Below are 15,402 nucleotides of genomic sequence, written 5' to 3'. Positions count from 1 at the left end.
TTCAGCGGGTGACGGGTAATCCGAGAGCGGTTTTGGCGATGATGTCGCGTTGCACCTCGTTGGTGCCGCCACCGAAGGTGAGAATCAGCGACGAACGGTGGAACCGTTCGATCCGCCCGCGCAGCGCGGCCCCCGCGGAGTCGCCGCGCACCACCGCCGACGTGCCCAATACCTCCATCAGTAACCGGTAGGCCTGCGTGGCGAATTCGGTGCCGAACACCTTGGTGGCAGAGGCGTCCGCGGGCCCGAGTTCTCCGGAGTCGGCCGCCCAGGCAATCCGCCAGTTGCGCAACTTCAAGTACTCGATGTGAGCGTGTACCCGGGCCAGATGCAATCGGACCCATTCCGATTCGATGACACGCCTGCCGTCTGCCCGCGTGGTTCGTTCGGCCCAGTCCCAGACCTGGCGCAGCGATTCCTGCAGGGGTGCGGCGGACGTCAATGCCACCCGCTCGTGGTTGAGCTGATTCGTGATCAGTGGCCAACCGGCGTTCGGTTCACCGACCACGCTGGTGGCCGGGACCCGCACATCGGAGTAGTAGGTCGCACTGGTGCCGGGCCCGGCCATCGTGTGAATCTTGGTCCACGAGAACCCCTCTGCCGTGGTGGGCACGATCAGGATCGAGAGCCCGCGATGCTTGGTCGCCTGCGGGTCGGTCCGTGCCGCCAGCCAGATGTAATCGGCGTATTCGATGAGACTGGTCCACGCCTTCTCACCGTTGACGATGTAGTGGTCGCCCTCGAGCACGGCGCGGGTGCGCAGTGATGCGAGATCGGTGCCGGCCTCGGGTTCGGAATAGCCGATCGAGAAATGCAGCTCGCCGCGTGCGATCCGTGGCAGGAAGTACGACTTCTGTTCGGGCGTACCGAATCTCATGATGGTGGGGCCGACGGTGTTCACGGTGAGGAATGGGAACGGCACTCCCGCCGCCGCGGCTTCGTCGTTGAAGATGAGCTGCTCCATCGCGGGGCGGTTGTGGCCGCCGAACTCCTCGGGCCATCCGAGTGTCAGCCAGCCCTCGCGACCGAGGGAACGAACGACTTCCTTGTACGCTTCGGGGGCCCCGTATTCCCCTCCCGGCCCGTCCAGCGCCGTCCGGATTTCCGGTGTCATCAGCTCGGCGAAATACGCGCGCAGGTGTTTCCGCAGTCGTTGTTGTTCTTCGGTGAAATCGATTCTCATCCGCACTCCTCGCTTCGCTCTCAGTCGACTCCAAAACTAGAACACGTTACTGGTCAATATGAAGCGTCGGAGCCAGCAGGAAAATGTCTGGAGAATGGCAATAAGATGTCACTTGCGCGGGCAAATCGCGCGGTAATCCAGATCTTCGAGCGTGGCGATTTCCCGGCCGGCGATCGCCAGGGCGCACGCGGGGATATTCTGAAGTGAAACAGGTTCATCCCGGATGCGCGGCGTCGGCGGGGCGTGGAAGAGGCGTGACCGCTCACCGTCGGCAACCCGGGTTGTCCGCTGAACCTGTTGTGCGACAATGTTTTTGATCGTGCGACCCGCAGCGGCAGCGCCGACGCGAGCACGGGAAGTCGAAGGGGAGGCAGAGGGTGAACTACCACGTGGCGGGGTCCTCACGATCCGAGCCGAGACATGTCGACAGCGGCGAGGGGATCGTAGAGCTGCTGGCGAAGTCGCGGCAGTTGATCGACCGCGCGATGGACGAATGCCGGGACGACCGTGCGGGAGGCCAGGACATCGTCCGGGTTCGGCCCGGGGAGGGCTGGGAACAGGAGTTGCAGCGGCTGCTCCAGCAGTCCCGTAAGGAGGCGATGCTGGTGGTGTCCAGTCCATTGCGTATCCAGCCGCACTATCAGTCCAGCCGCACGGTCGTCGAGGAACTCCTCGCGGCGGGACGCCTGGTCCGCTTGCTGTACTCGTGCCACTACGTGGAGACACGTAGCCCGGACATGCTGCTCCGGCACCCCCAGGTGCACGCGCAGACCAGGGTCGTCGACGCCGACTTCTACAACATGATCATCATCGACAAGCAGGTCGCCGCCATCTGGGGCGGACTCGGCGAACAACGGCCCCACGGTTTCGTGGTCCGCGAACCCGCGCTCCTGCGCGTGATCCACCAGTTGGCGCGAATTCTGTGGGATTCGGCATCGGATCTGGCGGTCTACCTCGAGCTGCGATCGCACGAATTCGACGAGACGGCCCTGGCCGTGCTGCGCGCACTCAACCAGGGCCTCAAGGACGAGGTCGCCGCCCGGCAATTGTCTGTGTCGCTGCGGACCTACCGACGATATGTCGCCGACATCATGGTGCGCCTCGGCGTCACCACCCGCTTTCAGATCGGTGTGCGCGCAGCCGAACTCGGCCTACTCGACTCGCCCTGACGGTCCGCTGGGGCGGCCGGCCCGGCCGAAGCCGGCCGGCCGCCGCGGACGATGGTCGGTGATGCGTTGATCCCCGGCAGCGTCGCGCGAACGATCCCCGTCAATGCGTCGCGCGCTCCACATTCGATGAAGGTGCGTACGCCTCGGTCGCCGAGGTACCGCAAGCCGCCGGTGAAACGCACCGGTAGCACCAGATGACGCGCGAGGATTGCCGCGAAGTCGTCGTCATCGGTGTAGAACCGCTGCATGATCGGCGAGTAGACCGGCCGCAGGCACCGCCCGGTGGTGGCGAGTTCGGCGCGCAGGCGTCGCGTGAATTCCGCCGCGACCGGCTCGAGCAGCGGACTGTGAAACGGATAGGGGGACGAGATCCGCGCGGCCGGCACCCCATTCGCGCGCGCCGTCTGTTCGGCCGTCCGCAGGGCCTCGGCCGGGCCGGCGACGACGGTTTGGCGCGGGCCGTTCTCCACGGCGACGACAAGTTCCGCGACCTCGATGCTGTCGACCAGGGCCTGGGCGCCGCGCGGTTCGGTGCGCAGGACCAGCATGCCGCCCGTTCCCGCGGCAGCGCGCAGGCACCGCGATCGGATATGGACGATCCGGGCGCCCTGGCCGACAGTGAACACCCCGGCCGCCACGAGTGCGGCTATCTCGCCGAAACTGTGCCCGATCAGCACATCCGGCCGCAACCGAGTGGAAGCCACGATGCGATATGCGGCCACGGCGGTGCCGAACAGGGCCAGCTGCAGCACATCCGGATCGTCGGCGAGGAGGTCGTTCAGGCTGGGTGGGTCCCCGCCCAACAGCATCGGAACCGTCGCCGCGCCGCCGAGGGACGCGATCCCGTCATCGATTTCCCGGAATGTCCGCCCGATCTGTGGCCACCGATCGGCCCAGACCAGAAAGGTGTCCTCCAGATAGGCACCCTGCCCTGGGAATACGCACGCGCTTCTCATATCGTCGGACGAGTTTCGGCGGTGGTCTTCACACAGATTCGGCCTTGGGTATCGATGCGGTGCAGCAGTATCGGCTCGTTCAGCTTCGCGAAGTACTCGTCGACCGCTCGCGTGGCCCCACTGTATTTCCCATAGTCGTCGACGATCAGTACACCGCCGACCGACAGCAGCGGATACAGATGTTCGAGTTCGTGGCGCGTCGAATCGTAGAGGTCGGTATCCAGTCGGAGAATCGCGATGCTGCCGGGCGCATGTTCCGGAATCGTCTCCTGTACCAGGCCGGCCACGCACCGAATCTGCTCGCGCGGATATCCGGTTCCGGCCACCGTGCCGAGAACCGACTCCTCGTCGGCGCCGACGTCCTGCACGCTGTCGGTGACGCTGGCCAGCAAGTCTTTCAGCTTCGTCGCCCCGGACGGCAATTCCAGCTGATCCAGATCCGACGGCTCGTCCCAGGTCCAGGTGAAGGTGTCGTAGAGCCAGATCGTGCGGCCGAGATCCTTCGCCGCGAAAAGTGTGGCCGCCGCGATCGCGGCGCTACCTCCACGCCACACGCCGCATTCGACAACATCGCCGGGAATTCCCGCCTCGGTGACGTATTTCGTCGCCAGCCGCAACGCGTAACTCATGGCCACCGAGGTCTGGGTGGTGTGCTGCACGCTTTCGTACAGTTCGATGAACTCCGGATCGAGATGTCTGATATCGGGGAAAGTACCCAGCGCACGAGGCACCTCCATCGCGGCCACCCGCAGAGACGCATCGGCCGCGCGCTGATCCTCGCTTTCACACAGCAGTCCGGCCGCGACGAGATGGTCGATCGTCGCACCGACGGCCTGGTTCGTGTCCTGCGCTCCGAGTTCGGCGACGACTTGCTCGGCGCGCGCCGGTTGGGAGAACCGGGAAAGTACCTCCACGATCGCGGGCGTCACCTCGCGCAGGTCGAGCGGACTGTCGCTGTGCCCGAGTCGGACACCATCTATGCCCCATGCGAGGAACGTTCCGGGCCGGGTCCGGTATGTCGTCATGGCTTCTCCCGTCGTCACTGTGGCCGACCCGAACCGGCCACGAACAGCGCGCGACCGCGCCAACCCGAGATCTACCGGTGGGCGCGGGTGGAATTCGGGCACTCGCAGGAAGCTGTCGTGCGGGGACCGTCCGCGGCGGAGGTCGTTGTCCGGTAGATGCCAGCGGGGGCCGAAATCGCATGGTGCGCATTTACATTCGGCTGGCCCCGATACCCGCTCGTCCGACGGTATCGCTCGAGCTCATCTCAGGAGGTGGGAGAGGATGCCTGTTCTCGGCTACGTGCCCCGTGACTTGCCGAACGCGAGTCCGGTCCGTGAACCGATAGATTGGCAGCGGCGCACCGACCCTCGGGAATTCTGTGCGTCGTGGACGGTACCCGCCGACGAGGCGATCTTTCGCGGGCACTACCCCGGATTCCTCATCTTTCCCGGGGTGTGTCTCGTCGAGTCCGTGCACCGGGTTGCGGTGATACACGCTGCCGAGCACGGAATATCGATGCTGCTGTGCGGGATCGAACACGCCCGGTTTCTGCATCCGGTCTTTCCCGGCGACCGCATCGTCGTCGCGGGCCGGACGACCACCGCCGAGGACGATTGTGGATATACGGCCACGATCAGCTCACAAAGTGGAGACGGTAAACCGGAGCCGGCAGCTCGAATCCGCTTGCGCTACCGAAGGTGCGGGCGGTGAGCGCCGGAGGGGGTCGGTCCGGTCGGGTGAGTGTGCTGGGGCCGGAACAGATCATGGCATTGCTTCCCCATCGTCCGCCGGCACTCTTGATCGACGGAATCGTCGAACTGATCCCCGGTGAACGAGTGACCGGCGTCAAGGCGATCACAGTGGAAGCCGTGTGGTACGAAGGCGTCGGCGGATCCGACTATTCGTATCCGAGTTCGCTACTGGTGGAATCGTTCGGCCAGGCGGCAGCGGTGCTCCTGTCCCAGGCGTGGCGCCCGGAACGGGGCCTCGGAGACGACGTGCCGATCCTCGGCGGTGTGACCGGCGTGCATTTCGACGAGCCCGTCGTGCCCGGCGATGTCGTGTACCACCACGTACGGATCCACCGCGTCATCGGCGACAACGCCATTATCAGCGGGCACAGTACCGTCGGCGACAGCACGGTGATGCGGATCGAGCAGGTGATCCTGGCATTGCGGCCCAAGCGAGTGATCACATGATGCGCGACCGACGACGTTCGTTCTCCGGAGAGGGCTGGTAGATGGATTTCGGATTCGATGAAACACAGCTCGCTGTGGACGAGGCGGTCCGAGGAGTACTGTCGCGGGAACCGGCCTCCGCAGCGGCGTGGCCGCTGCTGTGTGACGCCGGCCTGCACATTCTGGGATTTCCCGAGAAATTCGGTGGAGCCGGACTCGGGGCTGTCGAGGTGGGGATCGTGGCCCGGGCGCTGGGGGAGGCAGCGCTCGCGACACCGGTACTGGGGACGAGTATCGCTGGGCTGGTGGCTTCACGGGCACCGGCCGCGATGGTGGCCGACTGGTGTTCCGGCGTGCTCGACGGGCAGGTGACGGCCGTGAGTCCGGGAAGTGCGGGCGGGGCGGAATTGCCGGCGCCGAAGGTTGTGGCAGGCACGCAACAGCCGACGATTTCCGGCCGATTCGCCGCTGCGCCTCGAGCCGAGCACGCACAATGGCTGCTCGCCCCCACCACCGCGGGACCCGTTCTGGTGAAGGTCGACGCGCGGACCGCGACAGCGACGTCAGTCGAGTCTTCGCTTCGCACAGAGCAGTCCGATGCTCCCGCCGATGTGCAATTCGAACTCACCGACGCGCGGTTCACCGCCTTGTGGCCGGAGTGTGCGCACGAGCGCGATCTGTATGCCGACCTGTACCGCGCGGTCTTCCTGTCCTATGCGAGCGGGTTGCTCAGTGGCGCAGTGAAACTCACCGCCTCCCACCTCGGGTCGAGAACTCAGTTCGGACGTCCGCTGGCGACCTTCCAGGCGGCATCGCAGGAAATCGCCGATATCTATGTGCTGGCCACCGCACTGGAATCGGTGTCGTTGTTCTGCAATTGGAGCATCGACAACGGCGACCGGCCGAGTACCGAACTGGACGCGGCACTGTTCATGTTCGCCGGCGAGGGCCGCGCGGCGATGCAGATGTGTCATCACCTGCACGGGGGTTTGGGAGTCGACGTCACCTATCCGATGCACCGGTATTTCTCGCTGGCCAAGGATGTGGTCCGGCATTGCGGCGGTGAGCGGCACAATCTCAGGAGGCTGGGTACACGATGTTCATCGCTCTGACACCGCAGCAACAGGCGCTGCAACAGGAAATCCGTACGTACTTCCGCTCCATCGTGAGCGACCAGGACGCGCGGGAACTACTGCACGATCGGCACGGCCCCGTCGCGCAACGCATCGTGCGTCGGCTCGGCGCCGACGGCTGGCTCGGTGTGGGATGGCCGAAGGAGTTCGGGGGCAGGGGATTCGGTGCTCTCGAACAACAGATCTTCGAGTCCGAAGCGGTGCGGGCGAGCATTCCGCTCTCATCTGTCACTCTGCAAACGGTCGGTCCGACGCTGTTGCGGTATGGAACTCATGAACAGAAGCAGCGCTTTCTGCCCGGAATCCTGCGTGGTGAGATCGAATTCGCGATCGGCTATACCGAGCCCGACGCCGGGACCGACCTCTTCTCGCTGACGACTACGGCGAAGAAGCAGTCCGACGGTTCCTATCTCGTGAACGGCCAGAAGACCTACACAACCGGTGGGCACACCGCCGATTACATCTGGCTGGCGGCCCGCACGGGTACGCGCGAGTCGCGTCACCGCGGCCTGTCGATCCTGATCGTCGACACCAAGGACCCCGGATTCAGCTGCACTCCGATCATTTCGCTCGACGGGGCGCACCACACCAACGCCACCTACTTCCGTAACGTGCGGGTTCCAGCCTCGATGCTGGTGGGCGAAGAGAACAACGGCGTCGAGTATCTGATCTCCCAGCTCAATCACGAACGCGTGATGCTCAGTCCGTCCGGCCGGATCGCCGCCATCTACGACCTGGTATATCAGTGGGCCGTCGCTGCCGGACTTCTCGATCGAGACGATGTGCGCGAATGTCTGGGTGAAATTCTCGCGGTGCTGCGGGTCAACGACATCATGAATTGGCGGGTGGTGGCCTCCACGGGTCCGGACGGGCCCAGCCAGGCGGATGCGTCGGCGTCCAAAGTTTTCCACACCACCCGGGTCCAGCGCGTGGCCCGCATCGCGGAAGACATCGTCTACGCCTGGGGAGACTTCGCCGACCCGCTCACCGCGCAGACAGTGAAAGCGCTGGACGTGCACGCCAAACGGAACGTCGTGATCACCTTCGGCGGCGGCGTCAACGAGGTGATGCGCGACATGGTGTCCGAGGTAGCCCTGGGCCTACCGAAAGTCGGTCGCAGATAGCGGGCGTCGCGCCGAACCCGCGCACCGGCGGACTCGGCGCAGGCTTGGGCGCCTCCGCACCCTGCCCGGCGCAGGCGGCCACAGCATGGGTGGCTTCCACGCTGCACAAGCAGCGCTCGCCCGCCTCCGCTGAACCACAGCACCGGACGCTTCAGAACCCGCAACCCGAATCGGTGACGACACTGTGCTCTCACCGACTAACGGTGCCACCTGCCGGAAATGTTGCGCTGCTGGCGGCAACGTCGCCTCTGACTGTGTAGGTCCCGTCTGCGAGCGACGCAATCGGTGGTCCTTGGAGCGGCTTGCAGCGCTGCGTGCAAACCGGCGGAGACGATGCCGCGACTTGCCGACGGCTCGACGCGTCGCGGGACTGCCTGGTTCGGCTAGGCTGTCGGCTCGCTCTGGTGGCCCAACTCCTGACGGAGGCTCTTCCTGTCGAGTTTGCCCACTGCTGTCTTGGGCACGGACGACCGGAACAAGATGTTGCGGGGTTTCTTGTAGGAGGCCAAGCCTTCGGCGACAAAGGTGACCAGTTCGGTGCGGAGTTGTTCGGATTCGTCGTAGCCGGGCGCCAGCACGACCACGGCGGTCACGGCCTCGACCCAGATCGGGTCGGGTGTTCCGACGACGATCGCTTCGGCGACAGCAGGATGGGCGAGCAGCCGCTCCTCGACCTCCCGAGGGTAGACGTTGTATCCGCCGGAGATGATCATGTCCGAGAGCCGGTCTTTGAGGTAGAGGAAGCCGTGCTCATCGAAGACGCCAATGTCGCGTGTGTGCACCCAACCGCCTTCGGTGAAGGTCACCTCGTTGAGGTCCGGTGCGTTGAAGTACCCGACCGCGGCGGCAGGTGAGCGCACCACGATCTCCCCGGGTGTTCCCGGCTCGACATCCTCACCGTCTTCGTCGAGAAGTCTGATCTCGACATCGAGTGCGGGCTGCCCGCACGAGCGCAACCGTTCACCGTGGTGGTCCTCGTGACGCAGGACCGTGAGGCAAAGAGGAGCTTCGGTCTGTCCGTAGTACTGCAGGAACTGCACGCCGGGCAGCGCGGTCATCGCTTGTTCGATCGTGACCAGTGGCATTGGGGACGCGCCATATATCAGGTAGCGCAGCGACGATACGAGGGCTGGGTCGAAGCTGGTGCGCTGCAACAGCATCTGGACCATTGTCGGAACCAGGATGGTCGAGGTGACGCGATGGGTGGCGATCTGCTCGAAGAAGGTGTCGGGGTCGAAGCCGGGGAGCACCAACGTGGTGGCGCCACGTAACCAGAACGGGAGGACGAATACCCCGCTCGCGTGGATGAGTGAGGCCGAGTGCGCCATCACGTCGTCGGGGGCGACCGGTAGGAGGTTGAGCAACACGTTGCGGGCGATCGCCGCGTATGTGCGCTGGGTGTGCTGCGCTGCTTTGAGGACACCGGTGGTGCCGGAGGTGAACAGGGTCAAGATCACATCGTCCGGTTCGATCGCGACGTCGGGCAGGGTGGTGGGCATGGTGGCCGCGACCTCGTAGAGGGCCGGGGTGTTGTCGAATGAGGATTCCAGGCCCACACATCGCAGTCCGGGGAACTCCTGCGCCAGGTGCCGCGCGCGATCGGCAAGGTCCGGTCCGTAGAACAGGGCGGTGCAGCCGGTTTCGGCGATCATTCGGCTGTGCTCCTCGACCGAGAGCCGCGAATTGAGTGGCACGCGGTTGACGCCGGCCTTGACGCACGCGAAGTCGGTCGGGACGCTGTAGATGCTGTTGTTGACCAGCAGTGCGACTCGTGACCGGTGTTCGCACCCTTGCTCGAGCATGGCATGTGCCAGCCGGCTGCTGAGGTCGTCGACCTCGCGGAACGTCATACGCCGGTCTGCGCAGATCACGGCTGTCCGCTCGCTGTGCTGGCGGGCTCCCCGCACGATCAGGTCTCGGGTCAGTGGGCTCATCGGGAAGGTTCTTTCTTGTGTTGGAAAGGCTGTTTCGTCTCGGGATCAGGATGTGCGGGTGAAGCTGCCGTGGCGACCGGCCCCGGATACGAACCGTGCAGCACCGGTGACGCCCTCGCGGTCGACGATCGGTGCGCCGGCGGCTCCTTCTGCCCGGAGCGCGGCATCGAGCGGCATGTCGAAAGAGCGGTAGGTGGAAATGCGGTCGGCCAGCATGCATTCCTGGGGGAACTCCAGCAACTGGTCCGCGATCCCGCGTGCTGCTTCCAGCGAGGTGCCGGTCTCGACGATCCGATTGACCAGGCCGAAAGACAGCGCCTCGTCGGCGCCGACCGGACGGCCGGTGAGGATCATGTCCAGCGCGCGTCCCTGCCCGACGATCCGCGGAAGTCGCACCGTCCCGCCGTCGATCAGAGGTACGCCCCATCGTCTGCAGAAGACGCCGAATGTTGAATCCTGCTCGCAGATACGCAGGTCCGCGAGAAGTGCAAGCTCGAGTCCGCCCGCCACCGCATATCCGCTCACTGCGGCGATCAAAGGCTTGCTGAGGGCCATACGAGTCGGCCCCATCGGCCCGCAGCCGCCGCCGGCGGGGTCGAGTTCGTGGCGACGGTGCGGATCTGCGACAGCTGTGAGATCCGCACCGGCGCAGAATGTTCCGCCGGCCCCCCACAGTATGGCCACGCGCTGGGTGTCGTCGGCTTCGAACCGAACGAATGCCTCACGCAGCTGCGCCGCCATCGGACCGTCGACTGCATTACGCCGATCCGGACGGTTGAGCACGATGGTGGTCACCCCGCCGTCGCGCTCGACGAGGACATCCGTCGCACGATGCTCAGGGGAATGGGAAAGGTCGGACGGCACAGCCGGCCTCCTAAGGGTCGGTTGACGTTGCCCAGACCATAGCTGTTTGTAACAGATTTGAACAGAGTAGGATCGCATTGTGTTTCAAGTCGATGGTCGTCCCACGGCGGCCCGTGTCATCCTCGATCTTTTGACAGCCAGTCCGCAGGTCGAGTTCGGGCTGGATATGCTCACCCTCGCCGGCGAGATCATGGGGCTGAGTCCAGCGAACATGCGAGTGTCTGCCGCCAGACTGTGCACGGAGGGGAAGATCACCCGCACCGCGCGGGGTTCGTACACGCTTCGGACCGAAGCGCTGCCCGCCTACACCGAGGTCAGCAGTTGGCGAACCCGCATCGAGCGCATGGTGGCATGGGAGGGTACGTGGAACGCGGTCGACCACTCCCGCGTCAAACGCAGTGACCGGGCGATCCTGCGCGCACACCACACCGCGTTGTCGCTGGCCGGTATGGCCCACTGGACTCCTGCGGTAGCACTGCGGCCGAACAACCTCGATCACGGCACACACGGGCTTCGCGTCACATTGTCCAGACTCGGCGCGGCAGCCGAATGCCACGTGTACCGAATCGACGAGATGAGCACGGGCGACGTCGAAGCCGTGCCTCGGCTATGGGACACCGCGGCGCGGACACGCCGCCTGCAGGAGGCATCGCGAGCGCTCACCGACGCCGCCCGCACCCGCGACAACTACACAGCTGTGGAAAACGCTCGGACATCGCTGCTGCTCGGCAGCGCGGTAATCAGCACCATCGTGCACGACCCGCTGCTACCGGAGGAACTCGCGCCCGTGACGCCACTCGTCGAGCTGATCGAACAGATGAAAGACTTTCAAGATCACGCGCTGACGTTATGGCTCCAGCTACTCCACGACGGACGCCGAACGTGACCGGCCACCATGGAGACAGCCGGCCGAGTCCCGGCCGCACCGCGGCGACATCGCCGCCACCCCGCCTGCGGAAGTCACTTTCCTGCCCTTGACCTGGTCGCAGATGACCTCGGCACATTGGTCTTCCGGCATGCGGCGTGGCCGTTTCAGGCCCCGCTTGTCGGGTGTCGTGTTGGAAGCTCCTGGACGGTCAGTGCTACCGGTACAGGTTTTCGATCGTTGCGGCGAATCGTTCGGCGATCACGTGGCGCTTGACTTTGAGGGTGGCGGTGAGCTCGCCGGATTCCTCGGTGAGGTCGCGGTCGAGGAGGGCGTATTTCTTGATGGATTCGGCGTGGGAGACGGTGCTGTTGGCGTCGTCGATCGCGCGTTGGATCTCGGCTCGGAGGGCGGGGTCGGCGCGCAGGTCGGCGATGGTGGCGTTGGCGGGCTTGCTGTTGGCGGTCTTCCAGGCGGTGAACGCTTCCGGGTCGAGGGTGATCAGCGCGGTGATGAACGGGCGCCCGTCGCCGAGGACGACGGCTTGCGAGATCAGCGTGTGGGACCGGATGCGGTCTTCCATCGGACCGGGTGAGACGTTCTTGCCGCCGGCGGTGATGAGCAGATCCTTCTTGCGGCCGGTGATCGACACGAAGCCGTCCCGGTCGAGGACGCCGATGTCACCGGTGTGCAGCCAGCCGTCGGGCATCGCCGCGGCCGTGCCCTGCTCGTTGCGCCAATATCCGGCGAACACCACACCGCCGGACAGCTCGATCTCGCCGTCCTCGGCGATCCGGACCGCGTTGCCGCCCAGGGGTTGTCCCACGCTGCCGATCTTCACCGCACCCGGCACGTTGACGCAGTGCGCTGCGGTGGACTCGGTCATGCCGTAGCCCTCGTAGATCGGGAGGCCGGCGCCGCGGAAGAAATGGCCCAGCCGCGGTGCCAGCGCTCCGCCGCCGGAGATCGCGAATTCGCAGTTGCCGCCGAGAGCTTCGCGCAGCGGCGCGTACACAAGCCGGTCACACAGGGCGTGTTGAATCCGCAGGAGGAGGGAGGGACGCTGCGCGAATTCGCCTGTGCTATCCAGCTTTTCGCTCCAGCGGATCGCGGTGCGCTCGGCGAATCCGAACACTGCCCCCTTGGTCTTGCCGCCGTCGCGTGCCTTCTTTTCCGCGCCGTCGCGCACCTTCTCGAACACGCGCGGAACCCCGAGAATCGCGTGCGGGCGGAAGCGCGTGAACTGCCCGGTAATGGTCTTGAAGTCCGCCCAGTGCGCCTGGGTCATCCCGCCCTCCAAGGCCGCGAGTGACACCGCACGGGCCAGCACGTGCGCCAGCGGCAGGAAGGTGAGCATCCGCTGCCCCGGGCGAGAGACCTCGCCGATGCTGGCGCTCAGGATGGCGCGCACCTCCGAGAGGAGGTTGCGGTGCGTGAGCATGCAGCCCTTGGGGCGACCGGTGGTGCCGGAGGTGTAGACCAGCGAGGCGAGGGCGCCGGCGCGCAGACCGTCGAGCCGTTCTCGCAGGAGTTCGGTGGAAACGCTCTCGCCGTCGGCGATCAAGACGGCTTCGGCCCCATCATCGATGACCAGTATCCGCCGGAGGGTGTCGGGCGCGCCGTCGAGCAGGTCCTTGTGCCGGGCGGTTTCCACGACCGCGAGGGCAGCCCCGGAGTCCTCGAGGATCCACCGCACCTGCTCGGTGGAAGACGAATCGTAAACCGGCACGGTGACCGCTCCCGCCGCCCAGATCGCGAAGTCGAGCAGCGTCCACTCGAACCGGGTCGCCGACATCAGCACTACGCGGTCCCCAGGCTGAATCCCGTTGGCGATCAACCCCTTCGCGACCGCGGAGACCAGACGCGCAAACTCTTCGGCGGTCACATCGAGCCAGCCGTCGCCCATTGGCCGGGAGAACAATACTCGTCCCGGAGCCTGCTCGGCCTGGGTATAGACCGAGTCGACGACGGTTTCGTCCTCGGCAATGGTGAATGTGGCTGGCACCGCGAACTCACGCATGGTCATCTCCAATGGTCTGATCGGGTCGATGGAGTCGCTGCAGCGAACGAGCGAAATCGGCGATCTCGCGCGAAGTGCAGTCGGCCATCCGCTCGCCGAGCCGCGCCAGATCATGGCCGGCAGCCGCCGCCAGCACGCGCCGCCCCGCAGTGGTCAGGGTCAGCGGATACCCAGCGCGCTGCCTGCCTTCCCCGGCTCCACCCAGCCCACCTCCAAACAGGCCCGCACCTGCCGCGATCGTTGAGCGATGCACTCCGACGCCTCGGCGATCTCCGTAACCCGGCACCCTTGGGGGTGCGAGGGTGGGCGTTGCTTCGGGTGTGTGCCGGGGCACGGGCGGGCGCCTTCCATGTGGGGTCGCGTCTTGGTTGTGTCTTGTGATTCTGGTGACTCTGGCCGGACGTCAGACGTGCCGGTCGCTATCCAGCAGCGGTCCTATGCCGTGCGAGGCTGGTGTAGGCCCCTTCACGCGCTCGTCAGCCCCGGAGCAGGTTGTGATTCCGGTTCGTGGGGGCGCGGTCCGGTGAAGACCTTTGAGGTCGTAGAGGTGGGTGACGGCGGCGCCGAGGAGCAGGGATGAAGCGAAGCCGATGCCGACCATGGTCCAGGCGCGGCCGAGTCCGGCGTCGGTTTGCGCGTCGAAGTAGAGGATGGAGCGGACGCCGTCGACGACCTGGCGGAAGGGTTCGAAGTCGGCCAGGAACCGGTAGAAGTCCGGCAGGGCTTGCAGCGGGATGGTGGCGCCGGCAGACGGGATGGCCAGGCCGATCAGCACGAGCATGGAGACGATGGGTCCCGGGGTGCCGAAGGCGGCGAGCAGAGCCAGGGCGGTGATGCCCATCGAGGCTGTGGCGCAGGTTCCGAAGATCCACAGCATGGGCAGGTGGGAGGCGTCGATGCCGATGATGCCGACGGCGGCTGCCATGGCCAGCGCGGAGGTCAGCATCGACAGGATGAGCATGAGGACCGAGCCCACGGCGAAGTGGCGCACCCGGCTGATGTGCTGCACGGGCTTGACGGTGCGGAACGGGCCCTTGTCGTTGGCGAGGTAGCCGAGGGCGGTGTCCACCTGGGCGTGGATGACGTTGGCGCCGAGCATGCCACCGAGGACGAGGACGAGGGTGTAGAAGAACGCGCTCAGCCCGAGGCCGCTGTGGTGGCCGAGCGGGTGGCCCTCCTCGACGGTGGCCTTGACCGGGTCGGCGATCATCAGCTGCGCGGCGGCGCCCGGCGCGGTGGGATGCTCGGCGATCGCGGCCTGCTGGCTCAGCACCTGGGCAAGCTGCTGACCCACCTGGACAGAGGTGTTCGCAACGACCTTGCGGTTGATCTCGGCGGCCATCGAGGAGCCGAAGCTTCCGGCGGCGGGGTTGGTCAGCACCGTCATCGTCGGCGGGTGTGGCTCGGCGTGGGCGGGGCCGGCGAGGGCGGCCACGGAGGCGGAGAAGTCCTCTGGGATGACGAGCGCGCCGAATACCTTGTCCTTGGCGAGGAGGTCGGCGGCGGTGTGGCGGTCGACCTGCTTCCAAGCGACCTTGTCTTTCAGATCGGGGTTGCCGGTGATCTGCGGGGTGATCTGGCCGCCCAGGTTGATCTGTCTGCCGGCGACCTGGGTGCCTTGGTCGTCGTTGACCAACGCGATCGGCAGGTCCTTCATCGAACCGACCGGGTCGTTGTTGGCGCCCAGGTAGAGCAGGGACAGGATGAACGACAGCAGGCCGAGGATCAGCGCCGAGGGCAGCCACAGGCTCTTGCTGCGCAGCAGCCGGCGCGCGCTGGCCCGAATGGCGTGGACGGGCTCAGACATGGCGGCTCCCGCAGCCGAGTGAGGCGGCACGGGTCTGCTTGTGGGATCTGGTTCTGGTGAGGCGTGGCGCTGGCAATGCTGCTCCAGTTTCGGTGTGGCCTTGAGAAGGCGTCGGAGTGCGGAGGGGGAGGGTTCCGTGCATCCCGTCTGGAGCTACTGGAAAC

General features: G+C 65.8%; 14 protein-coding genes. 7 read left to right on the top strand and 7 right to left on the bottom strand.

What is annotated here, in order from left to right; all coding sequences use genetic code 11:
- Position 1 precedes the first annotated feature (1 nt).
- On the bottom strand, positions 2-1,183 hold the full coding sequence (locus NA3_RS11900; RefSeq protein WP_062963678.1) for an acyl-CoA dehydrogenase family protein: 1,182 nt from the start codon (positions 1,181-1,183) through the stop codon (positions 2-4).
- A gap of 377 nt (positions 1,184-1,560) precedes the next feature.
- Between NA3_RS11900 and NA3_RS11895 the strand changes: the two genes are divergently transcribed.
- Positions 1,561-2,352, top strand: a complete 792-nt coding sequence (locus tag NA3_RS11895) for a helix-turn-helix domain-containing protein (protein WP_062963677.1) — start codon at positions 1,561-1,563, stop codon at positions 2,350-2,352.
- Here NA3_RS11895 and NA3_RS11890 read toward each other — a convergent pair.
- Both NA3_RS11890 and NA3_RS11885 read right to left on the bottom strand, forming a co-directional pair.
- Positions 2,304-3,308 carry an ACP S-malonyltransferase gene (locus tag NA3_RS11890; RefSeq protein WP_062963676.1) on the bottom strand — a complete coding sequence of 335 codons (1,005 nt, stop codon included), beginning with the start codon at positions 3,306-3,308 and terminating at the stop codon, positions 2,304-2,306. The two genes, NA3_RS11895 and NA3_RS11890, sit on opposite strands and share 49 nt — an antisense overlap.
- On the bottom strand, positions 3,305-4,333 hold the full coding sequence (locus NA3_RS11885) for a TylF/MycF/NovP-related O-methyltransferase (RefSeq protein ID WP_062963675.1): 1,029 nt from the start codon (positions 4,331-4,333) through the stop codon (positions 3,305-3,307). The genes NA3_RS11890 and NA3_RS11885 overlap by 4 nt, the downstream gene beginning before the upstream one ends.
- Between NA3_RS11885 and NA3_RS39575 the strand changes: the two genes are divergently transcribed.
- The 4 genes from NA3_RS39575 to NA3_RS11865 are packed head-to-tail and all read left to right on the top strand — an operon-like array spanning position 4,287 to position 7,748.
- A complete protein-coding gene (locus tag NA3_RS39575) occupies positions 4,287-5,024 on the top strand; it encodes an ApeI family dehydratase (protein WP_128145317.1) in 738 nt (245 codons plus the stop codon). The genes NA3_RS11885 and NA3_RS39575 overlap by 47 nt on opposite strands.
- Complete coding sequence (locus NA3_RS11875) at positions 5,021-5,512, top strand: 3-hydroxyacyl-ACP dehydratase FabZ family protein (RefSeq protein WP_128145316.1); 492 nt, start codon at positions 5,021-5,023, stop codon at positions 5,510-5,512. Before NA3_RS39575 ends, NA3_RS11875 begins: the two co-directional genes overlap by 4 nt.
- Positions 5,513-5,553: 41 nt before the next feature.
- Complete coding sequence (locus tag NA3_RS11870) at positions 5,554-6,603, top strand: acyl-CoA dehydrogenase family protein (RefSeq protein ID WP_062963672.1); 1,050 nt, start codon at positions 5,554-5,556, stop codon at positions 6,601-6,603.
- Positions 6,588-7,748: an acyl-CoA dehydrogenase family protein gene (locus NA3_RS11865; protein WP_062963671.1), complete on the top strand. Its 1,161-nt coding sequence runs from the start codon at positions 6,588-6,590 to the stop codon at positions 7,746-7,748. The genes NA3_RS11870 and NA3_RS11865 overlap by 16 nt, the downstream gene beginning before the upstream one ends.
- A 383-nt stretch (positions 7,749-8,131) precedes the next feature.
- Here NA3_RS11865 and NA3_RS11860 read toward each other — a convergent pair whose 3' ends face one another.
- Both NA3_RS11860 and NA3_RS11855 read right to left on the bottom strand, forming a co-directional pair.
- Positions 8,132-9,682 carry a class I adenylate-forming enzyme family protein gene (locus NA3_RS11860; RefSeq protein ID WP_062963670.1) on the bottom strand — a complete coding sequence of 517 codons (1,551 nt, stop codon included), beginning with the start codon at positions 9,680-9,682 and terminating at the stop codon, positions 8,132-8,134.
- A 45-nt stretch (positions 9,683-9,727) separates the two neighbouring features.
- Positions 9,728-10,546, bottom strand: coding sequence for a crotonase/enoyl-CoA hydratase family protein (locus tag NA3_RS11855; RefSeq protein WP_062963669.1), 819 nt, complete (start codon positions 10,544-10,546; stop codon positions 9,728-9,730).
- A gap of 130 nt (positions 10,547-10,676) precedes the next feature.
- Here NA3_RS11855 and NA3_RS11850 point away from each other — a divergent pair, with 130 nt between their 5' ends.
- Positions 10,677-11,432, top strand: a complete 756-nt coding sequence (locus NA3_RS11850; protein WP_227995129.1) for a hypothetical protein — start codon at positions 10,677-10,679, stop codon at positions 11,430-11,432.
- A 196-nt stretch (positions 11,433-11,628) separates the two neighbouring features.
- Here the strand turns inward: NA3_RS11850 and NA3_RS11845 are convergent, their stop codons facing one another.
- Positions 11,629-13,431, bottom strand: coding sequence for an AMP-dependent synthetase/ligase (locus NA3_RS11845; protein ID WP_062963668.1), 1,803 nt, complete (start codon positions 13,429-13,431; stop codon positions 11,629-11,631).
- 28 nt (positions 13,432-13,459) lie between these two features.
- On the opposite strand from NA3_RS11845, the gene NA3_RS11840 reads away from it, so the two are divergent.
- Positions 13,460-13,675, top strand: a complete 216-nt coding sequence (locus tag NA3_RS11840; protein WP_128145315.1) for a hypothetical protein — start codon at positions 13,460-13,462, stop codon at positions 13,673-13,675.
- Positions 13,676-13,834: 159 nt separating this feature from the next.
- Here the strand turns inward: NA3_RS11840 and NA3_RS11835 are convergent, their stop codons facing one another.
- Complete coding sequence (locus NA3_RS11835; protein ID WP_063917456.1) at positions 13,835-15,238, bottom strand: DUF3533 domain-containing protein; 1,404 nt, start codon at positions 15,236-15,238, stop codon at positions 13,835-13,837.
- Positions 15,239-15,402: the final 164 nt, after the last annotated feature.

Source organism: Nocardia africana NBRC 100379 (assembly GCF_001612635.1).
Lineage (GTDB): Bacteria > Actinomycetota > Actinomycetes > Mycobacteriales > Mycobacteriaceae > Nocardia > Nocardia africana.
The sequence above is the reverse complement of the archived record's forward strand: the minus strand, read 5'-3'. Positions and strand labels throughout refer to the sequence as shown.

What these genes read in the sequence shown, in the direction of transcription:
- NA3_RS11900 (WP_062963678.1), bottom strand. Translation starts at nt 1,183, where the DNA reads ATGAGAATCGATTTCACCGAAGAACAACAACGACTGCGGAAACACCTG.
- NA3_RS11890 (WP_062963676.1), bottom strand. Translation starts at nt 3,308, where the DNA reads ATGAGAAGCGCGTGCGTATTCCCAGGGCAGGGTGCCTATCTGGAGGAC.
- NA3_RS39575 (WP_128145317.1), top strand. Translation starts at nt 4,287, where the DNA reads ATGCCCCATGCGAGGAACGTTCCGGGCCGGGTCCGGTATGTCGTCATG.
- NA3_RS11885 (WP_062963675.1), bottom strand. Translation starts at nt 4,333, where the DNA reads ATGACGACATACCGGACCCGGCCCGGAACGTTCCTCGCATGGGGCATA.
- NA3_RS11870 (WP_062963672.1), top strand. Translation starts at nt 5,554, where the DNA reads ATGGATTTCGGATTCGATGAAACACAGCTCGCTGTGGACGAGGCGGTC.
- NA3_RS11865 (WP_062963671.1), top strand. Translation starts at nt 6,588, where the DNA reads ATGTTCATCGCTCTGACACCGCAGCAACAGGCGCTGCAACAGGAAATC.
- NA3_RS11860 (WP_062963670.1), bottom strand. Translation starts at nt 9,682, where the DNA reads ATGAGCCCACTGACCCGAGACCTGATCGTGCGGGGAGCCCGCCAGCAC.
- NA3_RS11845 (WP_062963668.1), bottom strand. Translation starts at nt 13,431, where the DNA reads ATGCGTGAGTTCGCGGTGCCAGCCACATTCACCATTGCCGAGGACGAA.
- NA3_RS11840 (WP_128145315.1), top strand. Translation starts at nt 13,460, where the DNA reads ATGGAGTCGCTGCAGCGAACGAGCGAAATCGGCGATCTCGCGCGAAGT.
- NA3_RS11835 (WP_063917456.1), bottom strand. Translation starts at nt 15,238, where the DNA reads ATGTCTGAGCCCGTCCACGCCATTCGGGCCAGCGCGCGCCGGCTGCTG.